The organism is Anaerotruncus sp. 80 (assembly GCF_009936115.1).
Taxonomy (GTDB): Bacteria; Bacillota; Clostridia; order Peptostreptococcales; family Anaerovoracaceae; genus Senimuribacter; species Senimuribacter intestinalis.
The window spans coordinates 23808-39023 of the sequence record NZ_QWES01000013.1; the positions used below are offsets into that span (position 1 = coordinate 23808).

Genomic DNA, 15216 nt, shown 5'->3' on the forward strand with positions numbered 1-15216 from the left:
TCTCACCTTCCTTCCAAATTCACTTCAAAATCTATGGCAGCACCATCAATGCCAACCACTTCTACTGTTACTTTTACGCTGTCACTGCCCCAGTCAAAGGTAATCTCCCCGACATAGTCAGTCCTGCCATAAGGGTCTGCTTCCAGGGCTTCCTTTGCTTCTGCCCGAAACATCGCCTCTGCCTCAGCTCTGGTATCCGCCTGCAAAATCTCTGTCAGAGAAATGCCAAAATCCGAAGAATACAAGGGACTTGCATACCGCTCCATGGATAGGCAGTTAACGCACCACTGTTTCCACGCATCCATAGGACTTGCTGCCCGCACACAGTTTTTTCCATCCCTTACAAAGTCTCCATCAAAGGCAGGCGCTCCCACATAGCCTGCCGCTTCACCTGATTCCAGCACATCTTCATCTGGTTCTATCTCTTCCAAATCCTCTGGGAATAAATATTCGTCCTCCACATTATTCACCTCCTTCCTTTGCAATTACATCAATGACAACCGGCTCGCGCCCGCACCAGCAGAGCAAAACCCGGTCGCCGGCTTTCAATTTCTCGTAGCGAAAATCCGCTGTCACTTTACCTAATACAGCTCTGCAAATGGAATACTCACCCGCAGGAATCGGTCCCGGTGACACATCAGGCAAAAGCACTCCGCCCGACCCTATTTCTGCAAGTTCCAGCAGTGTGCCGCTGCCGGACTGCTTCACACTTCGCATTCTGCCTTGCAGAGTCTCTCCCAGCTTTTCAATATTGCTTGCCATATAACCCCTCCTTTTTATTCGAAAAACCTCTTAAAACTGCCCTTTTTTCTCAAAATGGGGCAGTTTACGCTAACACGGCAGTATCTCTATACGTTTTCACTATACACATTCTATCAGTTTTTTTAGCCCCTTTTGCACAGTGTTGCCCTGTCCTTATTTTTTCTTCATACGCCGTACATTCAAGGTCATAGTTGCCTGATCGCAGTTATGGGTAATTTCGTTGACAACACAGTCGTGGTATGTACCCTTGTTGAACTCAATCCGTACCCGATCTCCTTTGCGAATCCACGGAATATCCAGCGCAGTCACCTCGTACTCCCGCTGCGGCGTCGCATTTTCGTCCAGAATGTAGTTCGCTTCTTTCTTCACCTCGGAAAGCTTCGTATCCTCATCCTTATAAATGATCTTTGCTAAAGTGCCATAGGTCTTCCTGTTTTTATCAACCCGCTCCTCTATCTTGCGCTTTCCGTTTTCATCGCTTTTTCCGGCAATTATTACGCTTGTTACCATGCCATCCATGGTGACAGACCTGTTATAGCTTTGCATAATACTCTGCGACCCGCGGGAAATGCAGTACGCCTTCTCATTGCTTCCCTGCTTGTCGATATAAATCTTTCCTTTTTTGCTTTTAACCACATACTTTACGCCCTTCTTTTTCTGCACCTCATCGAGAAGTTCAGAAGTCAGCACGTCAGCAAGGGTTCCGGACAGCGGCAGTTTGGGATGGGTGATACTGCTGTAGTTATAGGTCAGCTTCACGCCCCGCCTTTCCATCAGGGTCTTTACAATCTCCTTGGTGGATTTTCCCTTGGAAAAGTAAGTCAAAATCTGGGAGTTCATAAAGTAAATCATATTGTCGTAGCAGGTCAGGGTCAGCTGGGTTCCATTTCCCAGGCTATAATCGGTGTCCCACACGTAGCCACGAAAGACCTCCTCTCGCTTCGTTTTTCCACCGCCTTTTGCGTAAATAAAAACACGGCTTCTCACAGGAAAAAGGTTACTGGGATATCCGTGTTTGCTAATATATCTATTAAACATTCTGATTGTCGCCCGCTGCGCCAGCTGGCTTTTGGACTCGGTCAGCGTCAGTCCTGTTATAATGCCTGCTGTATCAAAGGTCTTGCCATCCGGCGATTTAACCACGACCTTATATGTCGGTATCTCATAATTCATTTTGCTCCCTCCTTATTTCTTCGGTAATTTCAGTACCAGCCCCGGCCAGATACGGTCGCCGTGGTTTGAGGAACTGAACTTATGCTTTTTCGCCGCATCCTCTATTGCCTTTTCATTGAGATTATAAATCTCTTTGTATCTGTTTCCATTTCCTAATTTTGCTTCTGCAATACCCCAGAGGGTGTCTCCGCTTTTTACGGTATACTTCGTAAAGCTTTTCGACGGGCGAGTCTTGCCGCTCTTGCTCTTTTTTGCCTTAGGTTTTACGGTAACAGAAACTGGCTTGTAGGCAATCCATTCGACGGAATACTCAAGGTCGCCCAGTCCGCCCGCATAGGAAGACGAGTACTGACTGACATAGCACTGGAATTTAGAAATATTGGTTCCTTCTATGGTCAGGCTAATTCTCTTGCCCTTATCACGCCATCTACGCAAAAGCTCGTCACATTCCATCGGATCGCGCCACGGCCCTGCCAGCATAGACAGATCCTTTCTGCTTTCCCCCGGAAAACGTCCTTCCCACGAGATGCGCCGCAGACCTTTGCCGCCGGGTCTTACGATTTCACCTCTGTCCAAAAGATTATAGCTGGCAAAACTTATATCGCCGCCGCTGTCTTTGATTTCCAGCGGCAGCCAGTCAAAGTCCAGTTCTTTCTTGCTGTTATTTACTTCTCTTGCAACAATTCTCATCATAATCCTGCACCTCCTGCTGCCGGCGTATTAGCAAACTGTCCCTTAAAGGCTGCGTTAAATACGCCTGCGATTTCTTCACTGATTGCTTCTTTGTTCTCTCTGATAGTTTCGACCAGGGACTGTCCATCCTTTGCCTCCACCTTGATTTCCACACCGCCGACTTCGATTGCGACCGGTGCGCCGCTGCCTCCTGCAACACCGCTAAGACTGCCAATGCTGCCTACGATACCTCCCGCTGCAAAGCCTTTCGGAGAAAAGCCTGGCGCCTGCAGATAGCCGCCGACCTGGTTGAAAAGCTCAAGCGCCCGCTTTCTTCTGTGCCTGCCCAGCGGGATAATCGCCTCCGGCGTGCCCTCTTCCGCTACCGTAATCAGCTGGGCGCCGCCGTGAACGTAGCCGCCGTCTGCGAAAGCTGGGGCAATGATGCCGCCGCGGTATTTATGGTTAACTAATTTTCCTCTATTTCCTGATGGTTGTGGTAGTGATGGTGCTTCTCCAACAATTTTATTGCCTTTAATATATACATCTACTGGTGCTTGTATAAATTTAGGAATTCCAAAATCCTCCGGTGTAATATTTATCTGTCCATCAATTACTTTTTCACCATCTACCTGTAATTGTGTCGCAACTGTCGCAGTTCCACCACCCTCCTGGGAACTTTCTGTTTGTGGCGTTTGTGCAGCGCCTGCCAGATAATCATAGTTATCCGTCTGGAATTTTCTATTAGCATTATCACTTAACCAATTCATCGCTTTGTCATCTGCGACATATGCGTAAAAGTCCATTTGTTTTAAATATTCTTGCATTTCTTGTGGCACAGCAACTCCAGCAGCTTCAAATTGTTTGGCTAACTCTAATATTTTTTGTGTAGTGCCAGCCATACTGTCAACATATTCTCCTACAGCCGCTCTTGTTTCTTCATCCGCACGCAATGCATTGCCTTGGTCTCTAAACTTCTTAAAACTTTCATAAGGATTCTCTTTCATCTGTGCACTTATTTCAGTTATCGATGATTCTCCGAAATACCCGAGTTCACCTTTAAAACGATTTTTGAACTCCTCATTTGTAGTCTTAGCAACATCCATATAAAGATTTGTCTTTTCCGCATATAGACCTTCTTCTCCATTTCCGTTTTTACCCCACAGTGCTATCTTTCTTTCCTCAGCGTTGAACTGCGATCCAACGCTGTTATAAGCATCCTCCAGAACCGCTGCTTTTTCGTCCGCACTGCTAATTCCACCAGATATAATGTTCTGAAAAGAAGCCCAATCCATATCCTTCAAGCTGCTTACTGCCATATTCTCAAAAGGATTTATCTTTTTTTCGGTCTGATCTTCATTCTTATCAGAGGTACTCGTCCCATTCTCAAGCGCTTCTATATCCTGTATTATTTTATCAAGCCCACTTTGTTCAGCTTTGTCAATATACCCATCTTCCAGTGCTTTAGCAGTCTTTTCCTTTAACTTCGAAACTAATTTTTGTGCTTCATCAATTTTCTCTGTATATTTCTCATTTATACTATCGATTAGTATTTCACCAGATTCTCCTTCCCCTGCTACAGCTTTAACCGCTTCAATATCTGCATACTGTTTATCCTTTAAATATGCAATTTGTTCCTCTCCGAAATTGTCAGCAGAAAACTTTAAATTATTTTGTTCAACTGAATCTAGCTTTTCCGATGACGAAAGCCACAGAGTTTTTTTAAATCCAGCGTTATTTTGCTGTAATGTATTAAAGGCCGTTTCAACCTCTGATATCGCAGCACTTGCATTATTAATTCTTGCAGTTTGTGCTGGGTCAAATAATCCTTTAACCACTTCCGATAGTTCTTTTGCGGAAAGTGTAATCTTCCCAAACTTTTCATCTAATTTAGATTTTGCCAGTTCTGCCTGCTTCTGTCGATATTCCTCTAAACGTTCTGCTGCCTCTGGGGATATGGCAGCATTTTTCATTGCACCTAGTTTTCCTCCCCCGGCCCATTTTGCTATCGGATCACTAAGATATTTTCCTGCAAGATAACCAACTCCAGCCCCCACTGCGGTTCCAAGAGGGCCAAACGCAGAACCAATTGCGGCACCTGTTCCTACGGCACCTATTTTCGCAGCACCTTTAGACATTTCATATGTTCTTGCATAGCTATTATCTGCTAAAATTCCATTCCCAATATGATCTATTCCCTCTGCTATCCCAGCAGCTCCCAGCGCTAAACCAAATGTTTGAGCCGCGCTAGTCACAAGTGCTGGAGCGCCCACCTCAAGGCTTTGTACCATCGGCACCTCTGATGTAAGCATAGGAACACCACTTGTTGTATTTACCCCTCCTGAAAACTTCATTTTAACTTTGTTTAAAACGCCTTTTAATCGTCCTGCTGGAGATGCAGGATCCGCCGTTTCAAAGCGGGTCTTCAAGTTTTTATATTTCTCCACTGTGGACTTATATTTTGAGGCTGTATCCGTTAAGTCCTTCCACTCCTCTTTCATACTATCAAGCGTCCATTTTTTTGTAGCTGAAGATAATCCATCTTGTGTCTTTATTGGATTACTAAACTTTATTCCACCAGAACTGCTAAATCCTTTTTCAGACTGCTGGACTCCGATTACAAACGGCTGGTTCAGTTCACGCCTTATTTTTCCAATTTCCTGCAACACTCCTGCAGAATTTATTCCTATCTTAATTTGATAGTTACGATTGGCAAGATTATATAAACGAGACTGTATTTGTCGCACCTTTAGAGATGTTTTGTCACTTAGCTCCATAGAAGCCACCCATTTCTTTTCCAAACGATTTAATTTAGACTCAGAATCCTTTACGCTCTCCAAAAACTTTGTATTGTCTAATGTTACTTTAGGTCTTACATTCATCTTTCCAAATGTTTTTACTGTATCTTTGATTCCAGTAATCTGTTTTGAGAGTTCCCCCAGTTGTTTTGTTGTTTTGTTTGTAACTTTATCATCAATCGCAATTATAACTTTATCTGCCATTTTCTCTCCTTTCTTGCATTATAATGTATTCGTCCCCATTATCTCTTTAAACCAAAAGACGGCAACCCCTTCTGTGTATGCCGTCCTTTTATCATCTCTATTCCACTTCTTTTTTCCCAAAGCTGCTGACTTTGACAGGTACGAAGCCCTCTTCCACCGCCAGCAAATCCGACGCCATCATGAAAGTACGCTCGCCGGGGAGTACCAGATCCTGGCAGGTTCGAAGTCCCATCAGAATGCCGGGTTCTTTGTTATGATTCTGATAAGCGAAGTGAAGCCACTGCGCCAGTCCGCTTACCTTAATTAGTTTTTTGCGTAGTTCTCACTGCCGATTTCTTCCTCATCCTCATCGTCAGTCATTCTGCTGATATCAAAGATCAGATCAATGAGCTGGGATTTTTCACCAGCAATCAAAAGAGAATTGATGGACTCCACCGGTTTCAAATGACCTAATTTTTTCATCATTGCGGCATTGCCCCAAATTTTTTCTCTGTCAGCCTCTGTCGTTGCTAAATATATAATCCATGAGTTAAATAGGTTGCTATCCAACTCACCCCTAACTCTCGGCAGCTTTTTACCCTGTGGATTCTCATAATATTTGGAGGCTTTCTTTCTAGCAAAGGAAATATCTTCCTCAGATACCGGGTGAACATGCACAGTGAAGTACAGTTTTCCCTTTCTTCTGATTTCCACCTCTTTCACCATCTCAGGCGCCTGCTGATACTCCGCTGCTGCAAGAAGTGAGCTCACCAAATCGTATTCATCTTCCTTCTCGATTTTCTCCGCAACCTTTGCGGGAATATCCGGATCGGTTACCGGTGTAATATATGTGCTTCTCATCGTTTCCTGTGTGTTGTTTTCCATGTTTTAATCTCCTCCTGTTAGCTTCTGCGTAGTGAAATTCTTATCGTCCCCTACGTTTTTCTTTAATCGGAAGCTGCCGCTGGCGGCAGCTTCCATAAACTTTAGCCTGAATTTTTTATAAGTCTTTTAACCAATCCTGAAAATCCGGTGCGCCATTAACTCTGAAAGACTGATTTCTCTTGATGATTTCGCCCGGTGTCAGGGTCATCAGGTCAAATTCTCCATCTGGAATACATTCCTCAAGCACCAGATGTGCCTTTGTATCGTCAGGTCTTTTCACCTTCGCTCTGAACGTAAAGCTAATATTCTTTCCGGCCTTCGCTGCGTCCATCAGCGGTTTCATAATGATATCATCTCTAACAACCGCTTCCGTAAAGGTCAGCGTATAGGATACGTCTGCCGGTACGCCGAATTTCTGATAAGAACCAACCGGCTGGTAATCCAGATTGGTATAGTTTGCTTTGACAGAATAAGTGTCGATTTCAAAAAGCTCTACAGTATCATCTCCAACTGAAATAAACAAGCTTCCATCCTTTCCTGTCATAAGATTTTTTACAAGTGTTTTCTGATCTAACATATTTTTTCCCCTTTCGTCATTCTAAAATTTTAAGCATTGGTCTGTGTATTACTGAATCTGTAGTGCAGGTAAATCTTTTCCAGTGTATCGATATCGTCAACCTCTACGATGAACCAAGCGCTATCGCTGGTCTGCGGATTTTCTGTATCCAGCGTAAAGATGCCTCCCTGCATAATCTTCTTTTCTCTTGCCATGTCGTTCAGTACTCGGATACCGGTCTGAATTACATCGGCAATGCCGTCACTGTCGCAGTTCACTTTGCCGATTTTCTTTTCCATAGCAACGTGCAGTCTGCGCATTAATTCATTTCTTACCTTGGTACGCTTCAGCTTTTTCCAACCTGCGTCCTGATTTTCATCCAGATTTACCAGTGTAGTAACACCGGAGTCAAACCAGACCTGACCATCCGCACTCCTGGAAAGCAGTACTAAACCGTTCTTTATTGCTTCCTCGTACTGAGTGCCTGTGAATCTTTCTGTCACATCACCAGCACCCTTCAGCGCTTTATGTACGATACTCTGGTTTGCAGGTGTTGCAGCTACTGCGCCTGCCAGATGAGCAACTGCACAGTTCATCTTTGCTGCAATTCCGGTCAGTTCCGTATAAGTATTACCGATCATGGCAATCTGACCGTTGTTCTTTTCTGCTGCCGCTGCCATTCTGTCTGTCAGTGGCTTTGTGCAGTCTGTACCCATTACGGCAATAGGAAACTTGCCGGTTTCCACAACTTCTTCGATGTAAGCTGCCAGCACATTCTGGATGCTGTCAGAAATGGTATCGCAGCAGATGACATTATAATAGTACGGTTCCAGCGCATAGAAGCCATCCAGATAATCGTCTGCGACAGCCTTTGGATCCTCACCACCGCTGAGCGCTGTTTCAAATTCTTCCACAGTGCCGGTTTTGCCCTCTTCTGCTGTGACATATGCACTTGCTTTCAAAACGCTTGCCAATTCTGCCGCTTCATTTTCACCGCCGGCTGCAAAGGTATAGACTTCCTTTACCTTGTCGTCTGCAATAACCAGACACTGTTTCTGCTTTCCGCCCGGCAGCGCCAGAACTTTTACTTTAATCGGGCGACTGCCTTCATATTTTGCGGTAATCACCACATTGTCACCCTGAGTCAGGCTGGCCTTTGCACCGCCTGTACCTGCTCTGTACACATATACTGTGCTTGCGCCTTCAGCAAACATAATTGCTGCCATTTCTACGCCATCGCAGGTTCCATAGGCTTCTGCCAGGTCTTTTGCATTGTAAAATGCTTTTACCTCACCCAGCGGTCCCCACGGCGCTTCCATCACCAGTGCATTGATGCCGTCTGTTGCGCCAACTGTTTCTTCTCCTCGAACGTCATAACGATAATATACGTCCGGTCTTACTTTCATTTCTCCTTCTTTAAAAATCTGAGCCATTTACTTTACCTCCTTTTGTTTAAACATTTTAATTACTTTTCTGGCTTCTTCCTCTGTATACCTTTCTCGACCATCTGTTAAAAGAGCCGCTTTTACCAGCACGCTTCTGCTGCCAAACACACCGGCAGCATCTGCCAGCTGGTCTACAGTGTATACAGATTTGTTTTTCTTTTCTTTCATTCTTCTCTACTCCCTTTCTTTCATTGCTACTGATACATGCTGCAGCTTTTCGCAGGCAGGTTTGTCTGCTGTGATCGGATATATTGCTTCCACCGTCAGCTGCCCGGTTTGCGCCGGACTTTGGGTCAGATCAAGCCCCTGACTTTCGCCGATTAGAATAAAGCTCCCGCTTCCTTCGATACGGCTCTCGCGCAGCAGCGCATGTTCGAGCAAAATCGCTATAGCATCAGCTCTTGCGCTGTTTCCCGGCACGATAATATGACCGCATATAATTCCGCTTCGCCATAATGTGCCGCTGCCGCCTTTGAAAGTCTCGCATTTTCCAGTTTTGCAAAGCCGCCAGTAAATCGCCGGTTTTTCCTCCGATGGCTTAAAGGCGCGCTGCAATGTCACATCATTTCTGCCGAGCAGATAACATGGCGTGCCGAGGATTTCCGGCAAATGTTCCTTGCTCCATTCAGAAAGCAGTGCAGCGGGATTTTCTGCGAAAAGTGTCTGGTCTTGGTATTCTGTAACTTGAAAGGTTACGATGGTCTTTCCCTCTATAGACTCCATGGACATCCACTGCGCCGATATGACTTTTTTCGCTTCTGCGAAAAACCAGCCGTCAAGGCTTTCACGCACTGCATCTATCAGCGCATATTCCGTCTGACTGTTTTTCTCAGACAAAACCTCTACAGTCAGTCTGCTTTTTGCCTGACGCTGCGGGTCGTCCTGCATTGCCAGATGCAAAATCAGCTGGCCGAAGTGTTTTTCCTCATCCCAAGCCGGGTCCAGCTCTGACGGCGCAGTGTTAAAAAAGACTGCCGGCAGTCCGTTATAGCTGGCAAGGTGGGATTTCAGTTTTGCCTGTTCCTGCAAATGCTGCAGTATATACTCTTCAATCATGGTTACCTCCTTTCTGGTGAAATTCATTTTTTCACTGTACACATCTTAGCACGATTTTGGGTCCCTGATGCACACACCTGTTTTTCAAACCAAATCAAGTTCTTCTGCCACCAGTTTGATAAAATCGCCCTGCCATTTTCCCGCTGCATTGCGGTGACACGGGACTTTCATGGCGGCGCCTTCAATGGTGTGAGACTGTCTGAAATACACCAGATCGATGATTTTCAGCCTGTCCTTCGCTGTTTCCGGATGTGTCAGCCGCGTTTTTAAAATTGCATTGGTAACAGCGTCATACTTTCGCTGCTTCTTCGGCGGTAAATCGTGAATAACACAGGTCTGTGTCGGATCGCTGATTTTCCCGCCGCTTCTTGCGTCAAAAGAAATACTGAGCCTTTGCTCCAGCGGCTTTGCCATTTCCTTTTCCAGCTGCGGATACTCCTTAATGATAGATTTTACGTAGTACCAATATGGTTCTTTCGGTTTTGTCATTTCTCTAACCTCCCTTTTCATTTGGCTTCACTCACATTCTCATTTCTTGCATATTACGTAAGTTTTTGCAGAAAAAAATATGGTTTTCATACTGAACTTGCGTTTTACGTAAGTTTCATCGTGTCATTACACTAACACAAGAACATACGTTTGTCAATAGGCTTTTCGAAAATTTTTTACGTAAAATGCAAGTTTTTACGGTTGCAAGGGGCGAACATATGTGCTAAAATTTTCCTAGGAGGTATCTCATGAGTCTTTTTACTACCTTAAAAGAACTCCGCAGAGCCCGCGGATTCACTTTGCTTGATATTGCAAAGAAAATGGATGTGTCCGAGGCTACGGTTCAACGCTGGGAATCCGGCAACATTAAGAATATGAAGTACGATAATATCGTAAGGCTGGCCGAGATTCTCGATGTGTCTCCAGCCGTGCTTATGGGCTGGCAGTCAGAAGCACAGGAAGAAGTGCATACTATTGCAGCACACCATGACGGCACCGACTGGACAGCAGAAGAACTGGACGAAATTGAGCAATTTAAGAAATATATATTATCGAAACGCAAGAAGAAATAACCTTGATTTGCAATTTAGCAGCATGTATGATTGCAATGGAGCGATCCTTTGCATATAGGTAAGCTCGCCTGCTTTTCTGCAAAGAAGGGATCGCGAGGTGATAACTTTGAGTAAAAATCCTATGAGCAAATACGAAGATTTAATCTGCGAGTACGAAGATACGCTGGATATTGAGGAACATTCCATGCTCCACGAGGGGCTTTATGGCGATGATACAATCTGGATTAAGAAAGGTCTTACCGAGCAGCGGAAGGCTTGTATTCTGGCGGAGGAGCTTGGACACTACGAGACTTCGGTGGGCAATATACTGGATCTAAATGAGTTAAACAACGCCAAGCAGGAGCGTGCTGCCAGACTCTGGGCATACAACAAGCTGATTCCACTGGAACATATTAAAGAAGCCTGCAGAAACGGCTGCACCGATATTTACGAAATAGCAGAATATCTGGATATTGATGAGGCTTTTCTCAGAGAGTCTATCATCTGTTACGAATCTAAGTATGGTGATATTTGGCAGGAGGAGAAACAACAGGCGTTTGCGGATGCACTTTTGAACTGCACCCGCAATGCTGACATCGATATACTGGAATAGTTTCAGGGGATTGTATTGCCTGATAATATTAGGAGATGAATTTAGAATATATGAACGAATATGTACGCGTATTACTTTTGAATCTTCCCGTGGAAATTGACGGACGCACGGTCATTTGCGCTGATGACACCTATATCATCATGATCAATGCCAGGTTTAGTCATGAGCGTCAATGTCAGATTTATGACCGCGAGATCGGTTATATTGATAACCACCAGCTGCATATGATGATTCCAGCCTCAGCTTTGGAAGGATTTACAGCCTTTGATCAAGTAGTTTAAAAAGTGATGCAGGAATTTCTAAGAAACTCTTGCATCACTTTTATTTTTTGCGAGCATATTTGTCAAGAAAAGCAAAAAACGCCCGCAGGCGTTTTACAAAATTCTCGATTTTTATAGCTTCCGCACCTGATACATCTCATTGAGCACTTCAGAATTTGCCGGAAAGTAGTCCATTATGTTCCAATACCCCACTCCTGCCAAATCGTACTCTTCAACCAGCGCCAGCTTTGCACGAATGCTGCGAATGTCTTCAAACCAGACTACGTGCTTATTTCCAGCCGGATCAAAATAGGTGAAATACGGCGCTTGAGAAAGCTGATCGTACACCACTTCCGCATTGTAGTACTGCGCCCGCCAGAAAGCCCCTTCGCTGGACATTTTTTCTGCCCGGGTTTCTCCTTTGACAAAGGGGAGTTTCCAATCATAACCGTAATTAGGCATGCCCATCAGAATTTTTTCCCTTGGAATTTCACTGACCGCGTAGTCCAGCACTTTCCGCACCTGATTGATTGGCGAAACCGCCATAGGCGGTCCGTATGTGTACGTACATCAATGATGGATGCTATTTTTTATCAGTAATTAAATCAAAAAATGTTTGTAAAAATTGTCCTTTTCTATTGACAAATGCACGCATTGCGTGTATAATATAATTAAAGATAAGGAAAGGAGGAAAGCACATGAATGGGTAAACATGATAAGAAAAAAGACCCGCGATTACATAGTATAGCCGATAACATGATCGCAGGTCTAATATCAGGACTGGTGCTCCTGCTGGTAGATAAATACCTGCTGTGAGCACCGGGGCGAAAGCCCCTGTCTGACTATATTTTACCCTTAAAATTTTCGTGTGTCAACAGCTATGGGAATCGTAGGATATATTGGTATTGCAGTCATCGTCTGCACAATCATTTACGGTGTTGTTGAACTGTGTAAGTATTACAAGGAGAAAAAAGATGGAAAACAAGATTAAAGAGGCACGTAAAGCCGCTGGTCTAACGCAGAAACAAGTCTATGAGATTTTGGGCATTCCTGCACGGACACAGCAGGACTGGGAAGCTGGGAAGCGTAATCCCGCCCCGTGGCTGGAAGAGATGGTTGTCAGAGAATACGAGCGAATTGCAAAAAATGAAGAAAGCCAGGGCTAATGCCCTGGCTATAATGTTTCGACACAATGATGTTCCCAAATTACATCATCATTAATCAAATCATAATACCCTCCCTTATAGGATAACTCCCATGGTCCATCTGGTTTGTGAGTTAAATTGACCAATGACGTCGCAGACTCTTGACCATATTTTTCTATTGTCTCATCTATACTTTTCATCTTCTCCATACCATTTCCAGCAAATAAAATCCTGCTTCTTATCGATAATTCCATTTCTTCATCTTTTGGAATTTCTACTTTATCTGCGAGAATAACACTGGCATCTTTTCCTTTATATTTATCGTAGACACTCTTAACAATTGGACCATATTTAAAAGCACAAATATCATCATCGAAAAGTTTTTCTTTAGTTCTGCATAAATGTTCTGCATAACATAAATAGACCATTTTTTCTAGTTTTAAATGTGTACATGATAATTTAGTAAGAATATATTTTGCAACATCTAATCCAGTCAACACTCTATCTGATTTCACTAGTTCTATAAATTTTTCTGCTGATTTAATCACTTTTACACTTTCAAAAAAAGTGTCTGTATCAACAACATCTTGCCACAAATCTGTGTGTGTAACGATTGTATGAATCGAATATAAAACATCCTCTCCACATTCTCTTTGTATCCTTTCAATACATTCCGTTACATCATTCGTATCGCTCCCCTCGGAAATAGGAAAATCTAGTGCAATTCGTTTTCCCATTTTATATGAGCTACTTAAAATAATGTAATGTCTAATCATACCGTTCCACCTCCTTCATTGTAATCATTTTCCCATTCAGTATAGCCCTGTTTGTATGTCTTGTGTAATTCAATATTCTTGCTTTCATCAGACGCATTCCAGATCTGCAACTCCCATGGAAGTTCGAAATTACTTTCACTAAAATACACATGCACTGCTTTGTAACCATTTTTACTTGCATTAAGACATTTCAATTCCGGAAAAGTTTCATTAATATGATCAATTATAGTATCAAATTCTATATCATTACTTAGTATAATTCTGATACCATATAAATCATTCAAGCACTTCTTGATTGCTACTTTTCCCCTCAAGTCACCTACGAGGTAAATTTTTATTTTCTGCACTATCGAATTATAAGTCTTTACTCTCGTATTAATTCTGCAATTACATGCATGTAAATTTTCGAGAGCACAAAACAACTCTGTTAACTTTAGTATGTTAATATTTAGTAACGACCTATATTGAAAGATTCCAGCTAACAAATTATCATTATTAATTAAATCGGTAATTTGTTTTTTCTTGTAATTCACTTTTTCTTTTCTTATTTGTTCCCATATACCTGCAAATATTTTATGATATTCGCATATAATCCGAATTATCTGATCGACAATATCCATATAATCATAACTCGCTTTTTTTGTTTTGAATAAAACTTTCCATTTATATTATATCACATTTGTCAACCCGCTACATATGGTATATTACCACAAATTCATGTACCTGATGCACACTCATCACCTTTTTTCAAAAATAAAAAAGTCTTGCGAAATCTGCCGGGAGAGCCTATCTGCCATTATCTTATTTGTGTTTTTCTCAGTACTTAGTGAGCGCTCCCCTCTTAGCACTTATAAAAAGATACAATATACCTAAAATCTAAAAGAAAGGTATGTTATATCATGGAACTGAATTTCAAAAAAATCGGAGAAAAAATCAAAAAAGCAAGAAAAGAAAAAGGTTTAACACAGGAAAAGCTGGCTGAGTTGACACATCTTTCCGTCACCCACATCAGCGCTATCGAAACTGCCCGCTCCAGTTTCAGCGTCTCCACACTAGTTGATATCGCTACAGCCCTGGAAACATCCACCGACTGGCTTTTGTTCAACGGGCAAGAAATAAGTTGCTGCATCGAACATCAAATAAACCGTGTGCTTTTCGATTGCAGTGAAAAAGAAGTGCTGATGCTTTTAATGCTCATGGAGAGCAATAAGGCTGCCATACGGAAATTTACTGATATGGAATATTAAAAAATGCCAGGGCTTACACCCTGGCTAAAATTTTACCTATATTTTTCCCAATACTTAATCAGCGCTCTTGCCGTTGCCTTGCCGTAGTTCTGCAGTTCCTTCTGCGTGTCAAAGCCTTTCCGGTCAATCTTATTGTCCACAAAGCCGTATTCCACAAGCACTGGCACGCCGACGCCTTTCAGGAAATACAGGTCTTTGGTATATTTGATGCCTCTGGTGTTCTGACCTTCCTTTTTCAGTTCGGTAATGATAAGGTTTGCAAGCACCTTACCGAGGCGGCTCTTTGTCACGGTTCCTTTCCAAACCCAGACTTCATCACCATCACCGCCGCCGGCGTTAAAGTGAGCATCTAAAGATACCACTCTGTAACCTTTCGCCCTGTAACGTGCCATATCGGCAACGTGTGCCGCAAGGGACATGCCGCTACCATCCTTTTCCGGATACGCCACTTTATATGTACGTCCTTTATGCGCCAGCAGTTCTTTATAGCAAGCTGCCATTACGGTTCTCGCCATGTCAGCCTCAACGAACTTTCCGCTGACTGCGCCGGGGTCTGCGCCGCCGTGCCCTGCGGATAAGTAAAATAGAATTGGTTTCTTTGCCAT

The 15216-nt window shown here is 43.4% G+C and carries 21 protein-coding genes; 5 read left to right on the top strand and 16 right to left on the bottom strand.

What is annotated here, in order from left to right; translation table 11 throughout:
- Positions 1-2 precede the first annotated feature (2 nt).
- From D1155_RS07730 to D1155_RS07780, 12 genes are all read right to left on the bottom strand, one after another.
- Positions 3-461 carry a DUF2634 domain-containing protein gene (locus D1155_RS07730; RefSeq protein WP_160201822.1) on the bottom strand — a complete coding sequence of 153 codons (459 nt, stop codon included), beginning with the start codon at positions 459-461 and terminating at the stop codon, positions 3-5.
- 1 nt (position 462) lies between these two features.
- Positions 463-762, bottom strand: coding sequence for a hypothetical protein (locus tag D1155_RS07735; protein ID WP_160201823.1), 300 nt, complete (start codon positions 760-762; stop codon positions 463-465).
- 153 nt (positions 763-915) lie between these two features.
- Positions 916-1935, bottom strand: a complete 1020-nt coding sequence (locus D1155_RS07740) for a hypothetical protein (RefSeq protein WP_160201824.1) — start codon at positions 1933-1935, stop codon at positions 916-918.
- Positions 1936-1947: 12 nt separating this feature from the next.
- A complete protein-coding gene (locus D1155_RS07745) occupies positions 1948-2628 on the bottom strand; it encodes a LysM peptidoglycan-binding domain-containing protein (RefSeq protein ID WP_160201825.1) in 681 nt (226 codons plus the stop codon).
- On the bottom strand, positions 2625-5609 hold the full coding sequence (locus D1155_RS07750; protein WP_160201826.1) for a hypothetical protein: 2985 nt from the start codon (positions 5607-5609) through the stop codon (positions 2625-2627). The genes D1155_RS07745 and D1155_RS07750 overlap by 4 nt, the downstream gene beginning before the upstream one ends.
- A 97-nt stretch (positions 5610-5706) precedes the next feature.
- Entirely contained in the window at positions 5707-5841 is a 135-nt protein-coding gene (locus D1155_RS15965) for a hypothetical protein (RefSeq protein WP_279261623.1), read from the bottom strand.
- A gap of 71 nt (positions 5842-5912) precedes the next feature.
- The gene (locus tag D1155_RS07755) at positions 5913-6473 is read right to left on the bottom strand and encodes a hypothetical protein (protein ID WP_160201827.1); all 561 of its coding nucleotides are present in this window, start codon (positions 6471-6473) and stop codon (positions 5913-5915) included.
- A 115-nt stretch (positions 6474-6588) separates the two neighbouring features.
- Complete coding sequence (locus tag D1155_RS07760; protein ID WP_160201828.1) at positions 6589-7050, bottom strand: phage tail tube protein; 462 nt, start codon at positions 7048-7050, stop codon at positions 6589-6591.
- Positions 7051-7079: 29 nt separating this feature from the next.
- Positions 7080-8462: a phage tail sheath subtilisin-like domain-containing protein gene (locus D1155_RS07765; RefSeq protein ID WP_160201829.1), complete on the bottom strand. Its 1383-nt coding sequence runs from the start codon at positions 8460-8462 to the stop codon at positions 7080-7082.
- Positions 8463-8642, bottom strand: coding sequence for a hypothetical protein (locus tag D1155_RS07770; RefSeq protein ID WP_160201830.1), 180 nt, complete (start codon positions 8640-8642; stop codon positions 8463-8465).
- A 6-nt stretch (positions 8643-8648) separates the two neighbouring features.
- Complete coding sequence (locus D1155_RS07775) at positions 8649-9530, bottom strand: hypothetical protein (RefSeq protein WP_160201831.1); 882 nt, start codon at positions 9528-9530, stop codon at positions 8649-8651.
- Between the two features lie 84 nt (positions 9531-9614).
- Positions 9615-10019: a hypothetical protein gene (locus D1155_RS07780; protein WP_160201832.1), complete on the bottom strand. Its 405-nt coding sequence runs from the start codon at positions 10017-10019 to the stop codon at positions 9615-9617.
- Between the two features lie 248 nt (positions 10020-10267).
- Between D1155_RS07780 and D1155_RS07785 the strand changes: the two genes are divergently transcribed.
- The 3 genes from D1155_RS07785 to D1155_RS07795 all read left to right on the top strand — a co-directional run bounded on the left by D1155_RS07785 (position 10268) and on the right by D1155_RS07795 (position 11464).
- Positions 10268-10591 carry a helix-turn-helix transcriptional regulator gene (locus tag D1155_RS07785; RefSeq protein ID WP_160201833.1) on the top strand — a complete coding sequence of 108 codons (324 nt, stop codon included), beginning with the start codon at positions 10268-10270 and terminating at the stop codon, positions 10589-10591.
- A gap of 121 nt (positions 10592-10712) precedes the next feature.
- Entirely contained in the window at positions 10713-11183 is a 471-nt protein-coding gene (locus tag D1155_RS07790) for an ImmA/IrrE family metallo-endopeptidase (protein ID WP_160201920.1), read from the top strand.
- 50 nt (positions 11184-11233) lie between these two features.
- Entirely contained in the window at positions 11234-11464 is a 231-nt protein-coding gene (locus tag D1155_RS07795; protein WP_160201834.1) for a hypothetical protein, read from the top strand.
- A gap of 111 nt (positions 11465-11575) precedes the next feature.
- On the opposite strand, the gene D1155_RS07800 is transcribed toward D1155_RS07795, so the two are convergent.
- Positions 11576-11989, bottom strand: a complete 414-nt coding sequence (locus D1155_RS07800) for a glycosyl hydrolase family 18 protein (RefSeq protein WP_160201835.1) — start codon at positions 11987-11989, stop codon at positions 11576-11578.
- A gap of 428 nt (positions 11990-12417) precedes the next feature.
- Here D1155_RS07800 and D1155_RS07805 point away from each other — a divergent pair, with 428 nt between their 5' ends.
- The gene (locus D1155_RS07805) at positions 12418-12609 is read left to right on the top strand and encodes a helix-turn-helix transcriptional regulator (RefSeq protein WP_160201836.1); all 192 of its coding nucleotides are present in this window, start codon (positions 12418-12420) and stop codon (positions 12607-12609) included.
- Positions 12610-12617: 8 nt separating this feature from the next.
- Here the strand turns inward: D1155_RS07805 and D1155_RS07810 are convergent, their stop codons facing one another.
- Positions 12618-13364, bottom strand: coding sequence for a type II toxin-antitoxin system antitoxin SocA domain-containing protein (locus D1155_RS07810; protein WP_160201837.1), 747 nt, complete (start codon positions 13362-13364; stop codon positions 12618-12620).
- Positions 13361-13984, bottom strand: a complete 624-nt coding sequence (locus D1155_RS07815; protein WP_160201838.1) for a hypothetical protein — start codon at positions 13982-13984, stop codon at positions 13361-13363. Before D1155_RS07815 ends, D1155_RS07810 begins: the two co-directional genes overlap by 4 nt.
- A 279-nt stretch (positions 13985-14263) precedes the next feature.
- On the opposite strand from D1155_RS07815, the gene D1155_RS07820 reads away from it, so the two are divergent.
- Positions 14264-14611 carry a helix-turn-helix transcriptional regulator gene (locus D1155_RS07820; protein ID WP_160201839.1) on the top strand — a complete coding sequence of 116 codons (348 nt, stop codon included), beginning with the start codon at positions 14264-14266 and terminating at the stop codon, positions 14609-14611.
- Between the two features lie 32 nt (positions 14612-14643).
- On the opposite strand, the gene D1155_RS07825 is transcribed toward D1155_RS07820, so the two are convergent.
- Entirely contained in the window at positions 14644-15216 is a 573-nt protein-coding gene (locus D1155_RS07825; RefSeq protein ID WP_160201840.1) for an N-acetylmuramoyl-L-alanine amidase, read from the bottom strand.

Excerpts from the sequence above, each read along its gene's own strand:
- D1155_RS07735 (WP_160201823.1), bottom strand. The coding sequence starts at position 762 with ATGGCAAGCAATATTGAAAAGCTGGGAGAGACTCTGCAAGGCAGAATG.
- D1155_RS07740 (WP_160201824.1), bottom strand. The coding sequence starts at position 1,935 with ATGAATTATGAGATACCGACATATAAGGTCGTGGTTAAATCGCCGGAT.
- D1155_RS07745 (WP_160201825.1), bottom strand. The coding sequence starts at position 2,628 with ATGATGAGAATTGTTGCAAGAGAAGTAAATAACAGCAAGAAAGAACTG.
- D1155_RS07750 (WP_160201826.1), bottom strand. The coding sequence starts at position 5,609 with ATGGCAGATAAAGTTATAATTGCGATTGATGATAAAGTTACAAACAAA.
- D1155_RS15965 (WP_279261623.1), bottom strand. The coding sequence starts at position 5,841 with ATGGGACTTCGAACCTGCCAGGATCTGGTACTCCCCGGCGAGCGTACT.
- D1155_RS07755 (WP_160201827.1), bottom strand. The coding sequence starts at position 6,473 with ATGGAAAACAACACACAGGAAACGATGAGAAGCACATATATTACACCG.
- D1155_RS07760 (WP_160201828.1), bottom strand. The coding sequence starts at position 7,050 with ATGTTAGATCAGAAAACACTTGTAAAAAATCTTATGACAGGAAAGGAT.
- D1155_RS07765 (WP_160201829.1), bottom strand. The coding sequence starts at position 8,462 with ATGGCTCAGATTTTTAAAGAAGGAGAAATGAAAGTAAGACCGGACGTA.
- D1155_RS07770 (WP_160201830.1), bottom strand. The coding sequence starts at position 8,642 with ATGAAAGAAAAGAAAAACAAATCTGTATACACTGTAGACCAGCTGGCA.
- D1155_RS07775 (WP_160201831.1), bottom strand. The coding sequence starts at position 9,530 with ATGATTGAAGAGTATATACTGCAGCATTTGCAGGAACAGGCAAAACTG.
- D1155_RS07780 (WP_160201832.1), bottom strand. The coding sequence starts at position 10,019 with ATGACAAAACCGAAAGAACCATATTGGTACTACGTAAAATCTATCATT.
- D1155_RS07785 (WP_160201833.1), top strand. The coding sequence starts at position 10,268 with ATGAGTCTTTTTACTACCTTAAAAGAACTCCGCAGAGCCCGCGGATTC.
- D1155_RS07790 (WP_160201920.1), top strand. The coding sequence starts at position 10,713 with ATGAGCAAATACGAAGATTTAATCTGCGAGTACGAAGATACGCTGGAT.
- D1155_RS07795 (WP_160201834.1), top strand. The coding sequence starts at position 11,234 with ATGAACGAATATGTACGCGTATTACTTTTGAATCTTCCCGTGGAAATT.
- D1155_RS07800 (WP_160201835.1), bottom strand. The coding sequence starts at position 11,989 with ATGGCGGTTTCGCCAATCAATCAGGTGCGGAAAGTGCTGGACTACGCG.
- D1155_RS07805 (WP_160201836.1), top strand. The coding sequence starts at position 12,418 with ATGGAAAACAAGATTAAAGAGGCACGTAAAGCCGCTGGTCTAACGCAG.
- D1155_RS07810 (WP_160201837.1), bottom strand. The coding sequence starts at position 13,364 with ATGATTAGACATTACATTATTTTAAGTAGCTCATATAAAATGGGAAAA.
- D1155_RS07815 (WP_160201838.1), bottom strand. The coding sequence starts at position 13,984 with ATGGATATTGTCGATCAGATAATTCGGATTATATGCGAATATCATAAA.
- D1155_RS07820 (WP_160201839.1), top strand. The coding sequence starts at position 14,264 with ATGGAACTGAATTTCAAAAAAATCGGAGAAAAAATCAAAAAAGCAAGA.
- D1155_RS07825 (WP_160201840.1), bottom strand. The coding sequence starts at position 15,216 with ATGGCAAAGAAACCAATTCTATTTTACTTATCCGCAGGGCACGGCGGC.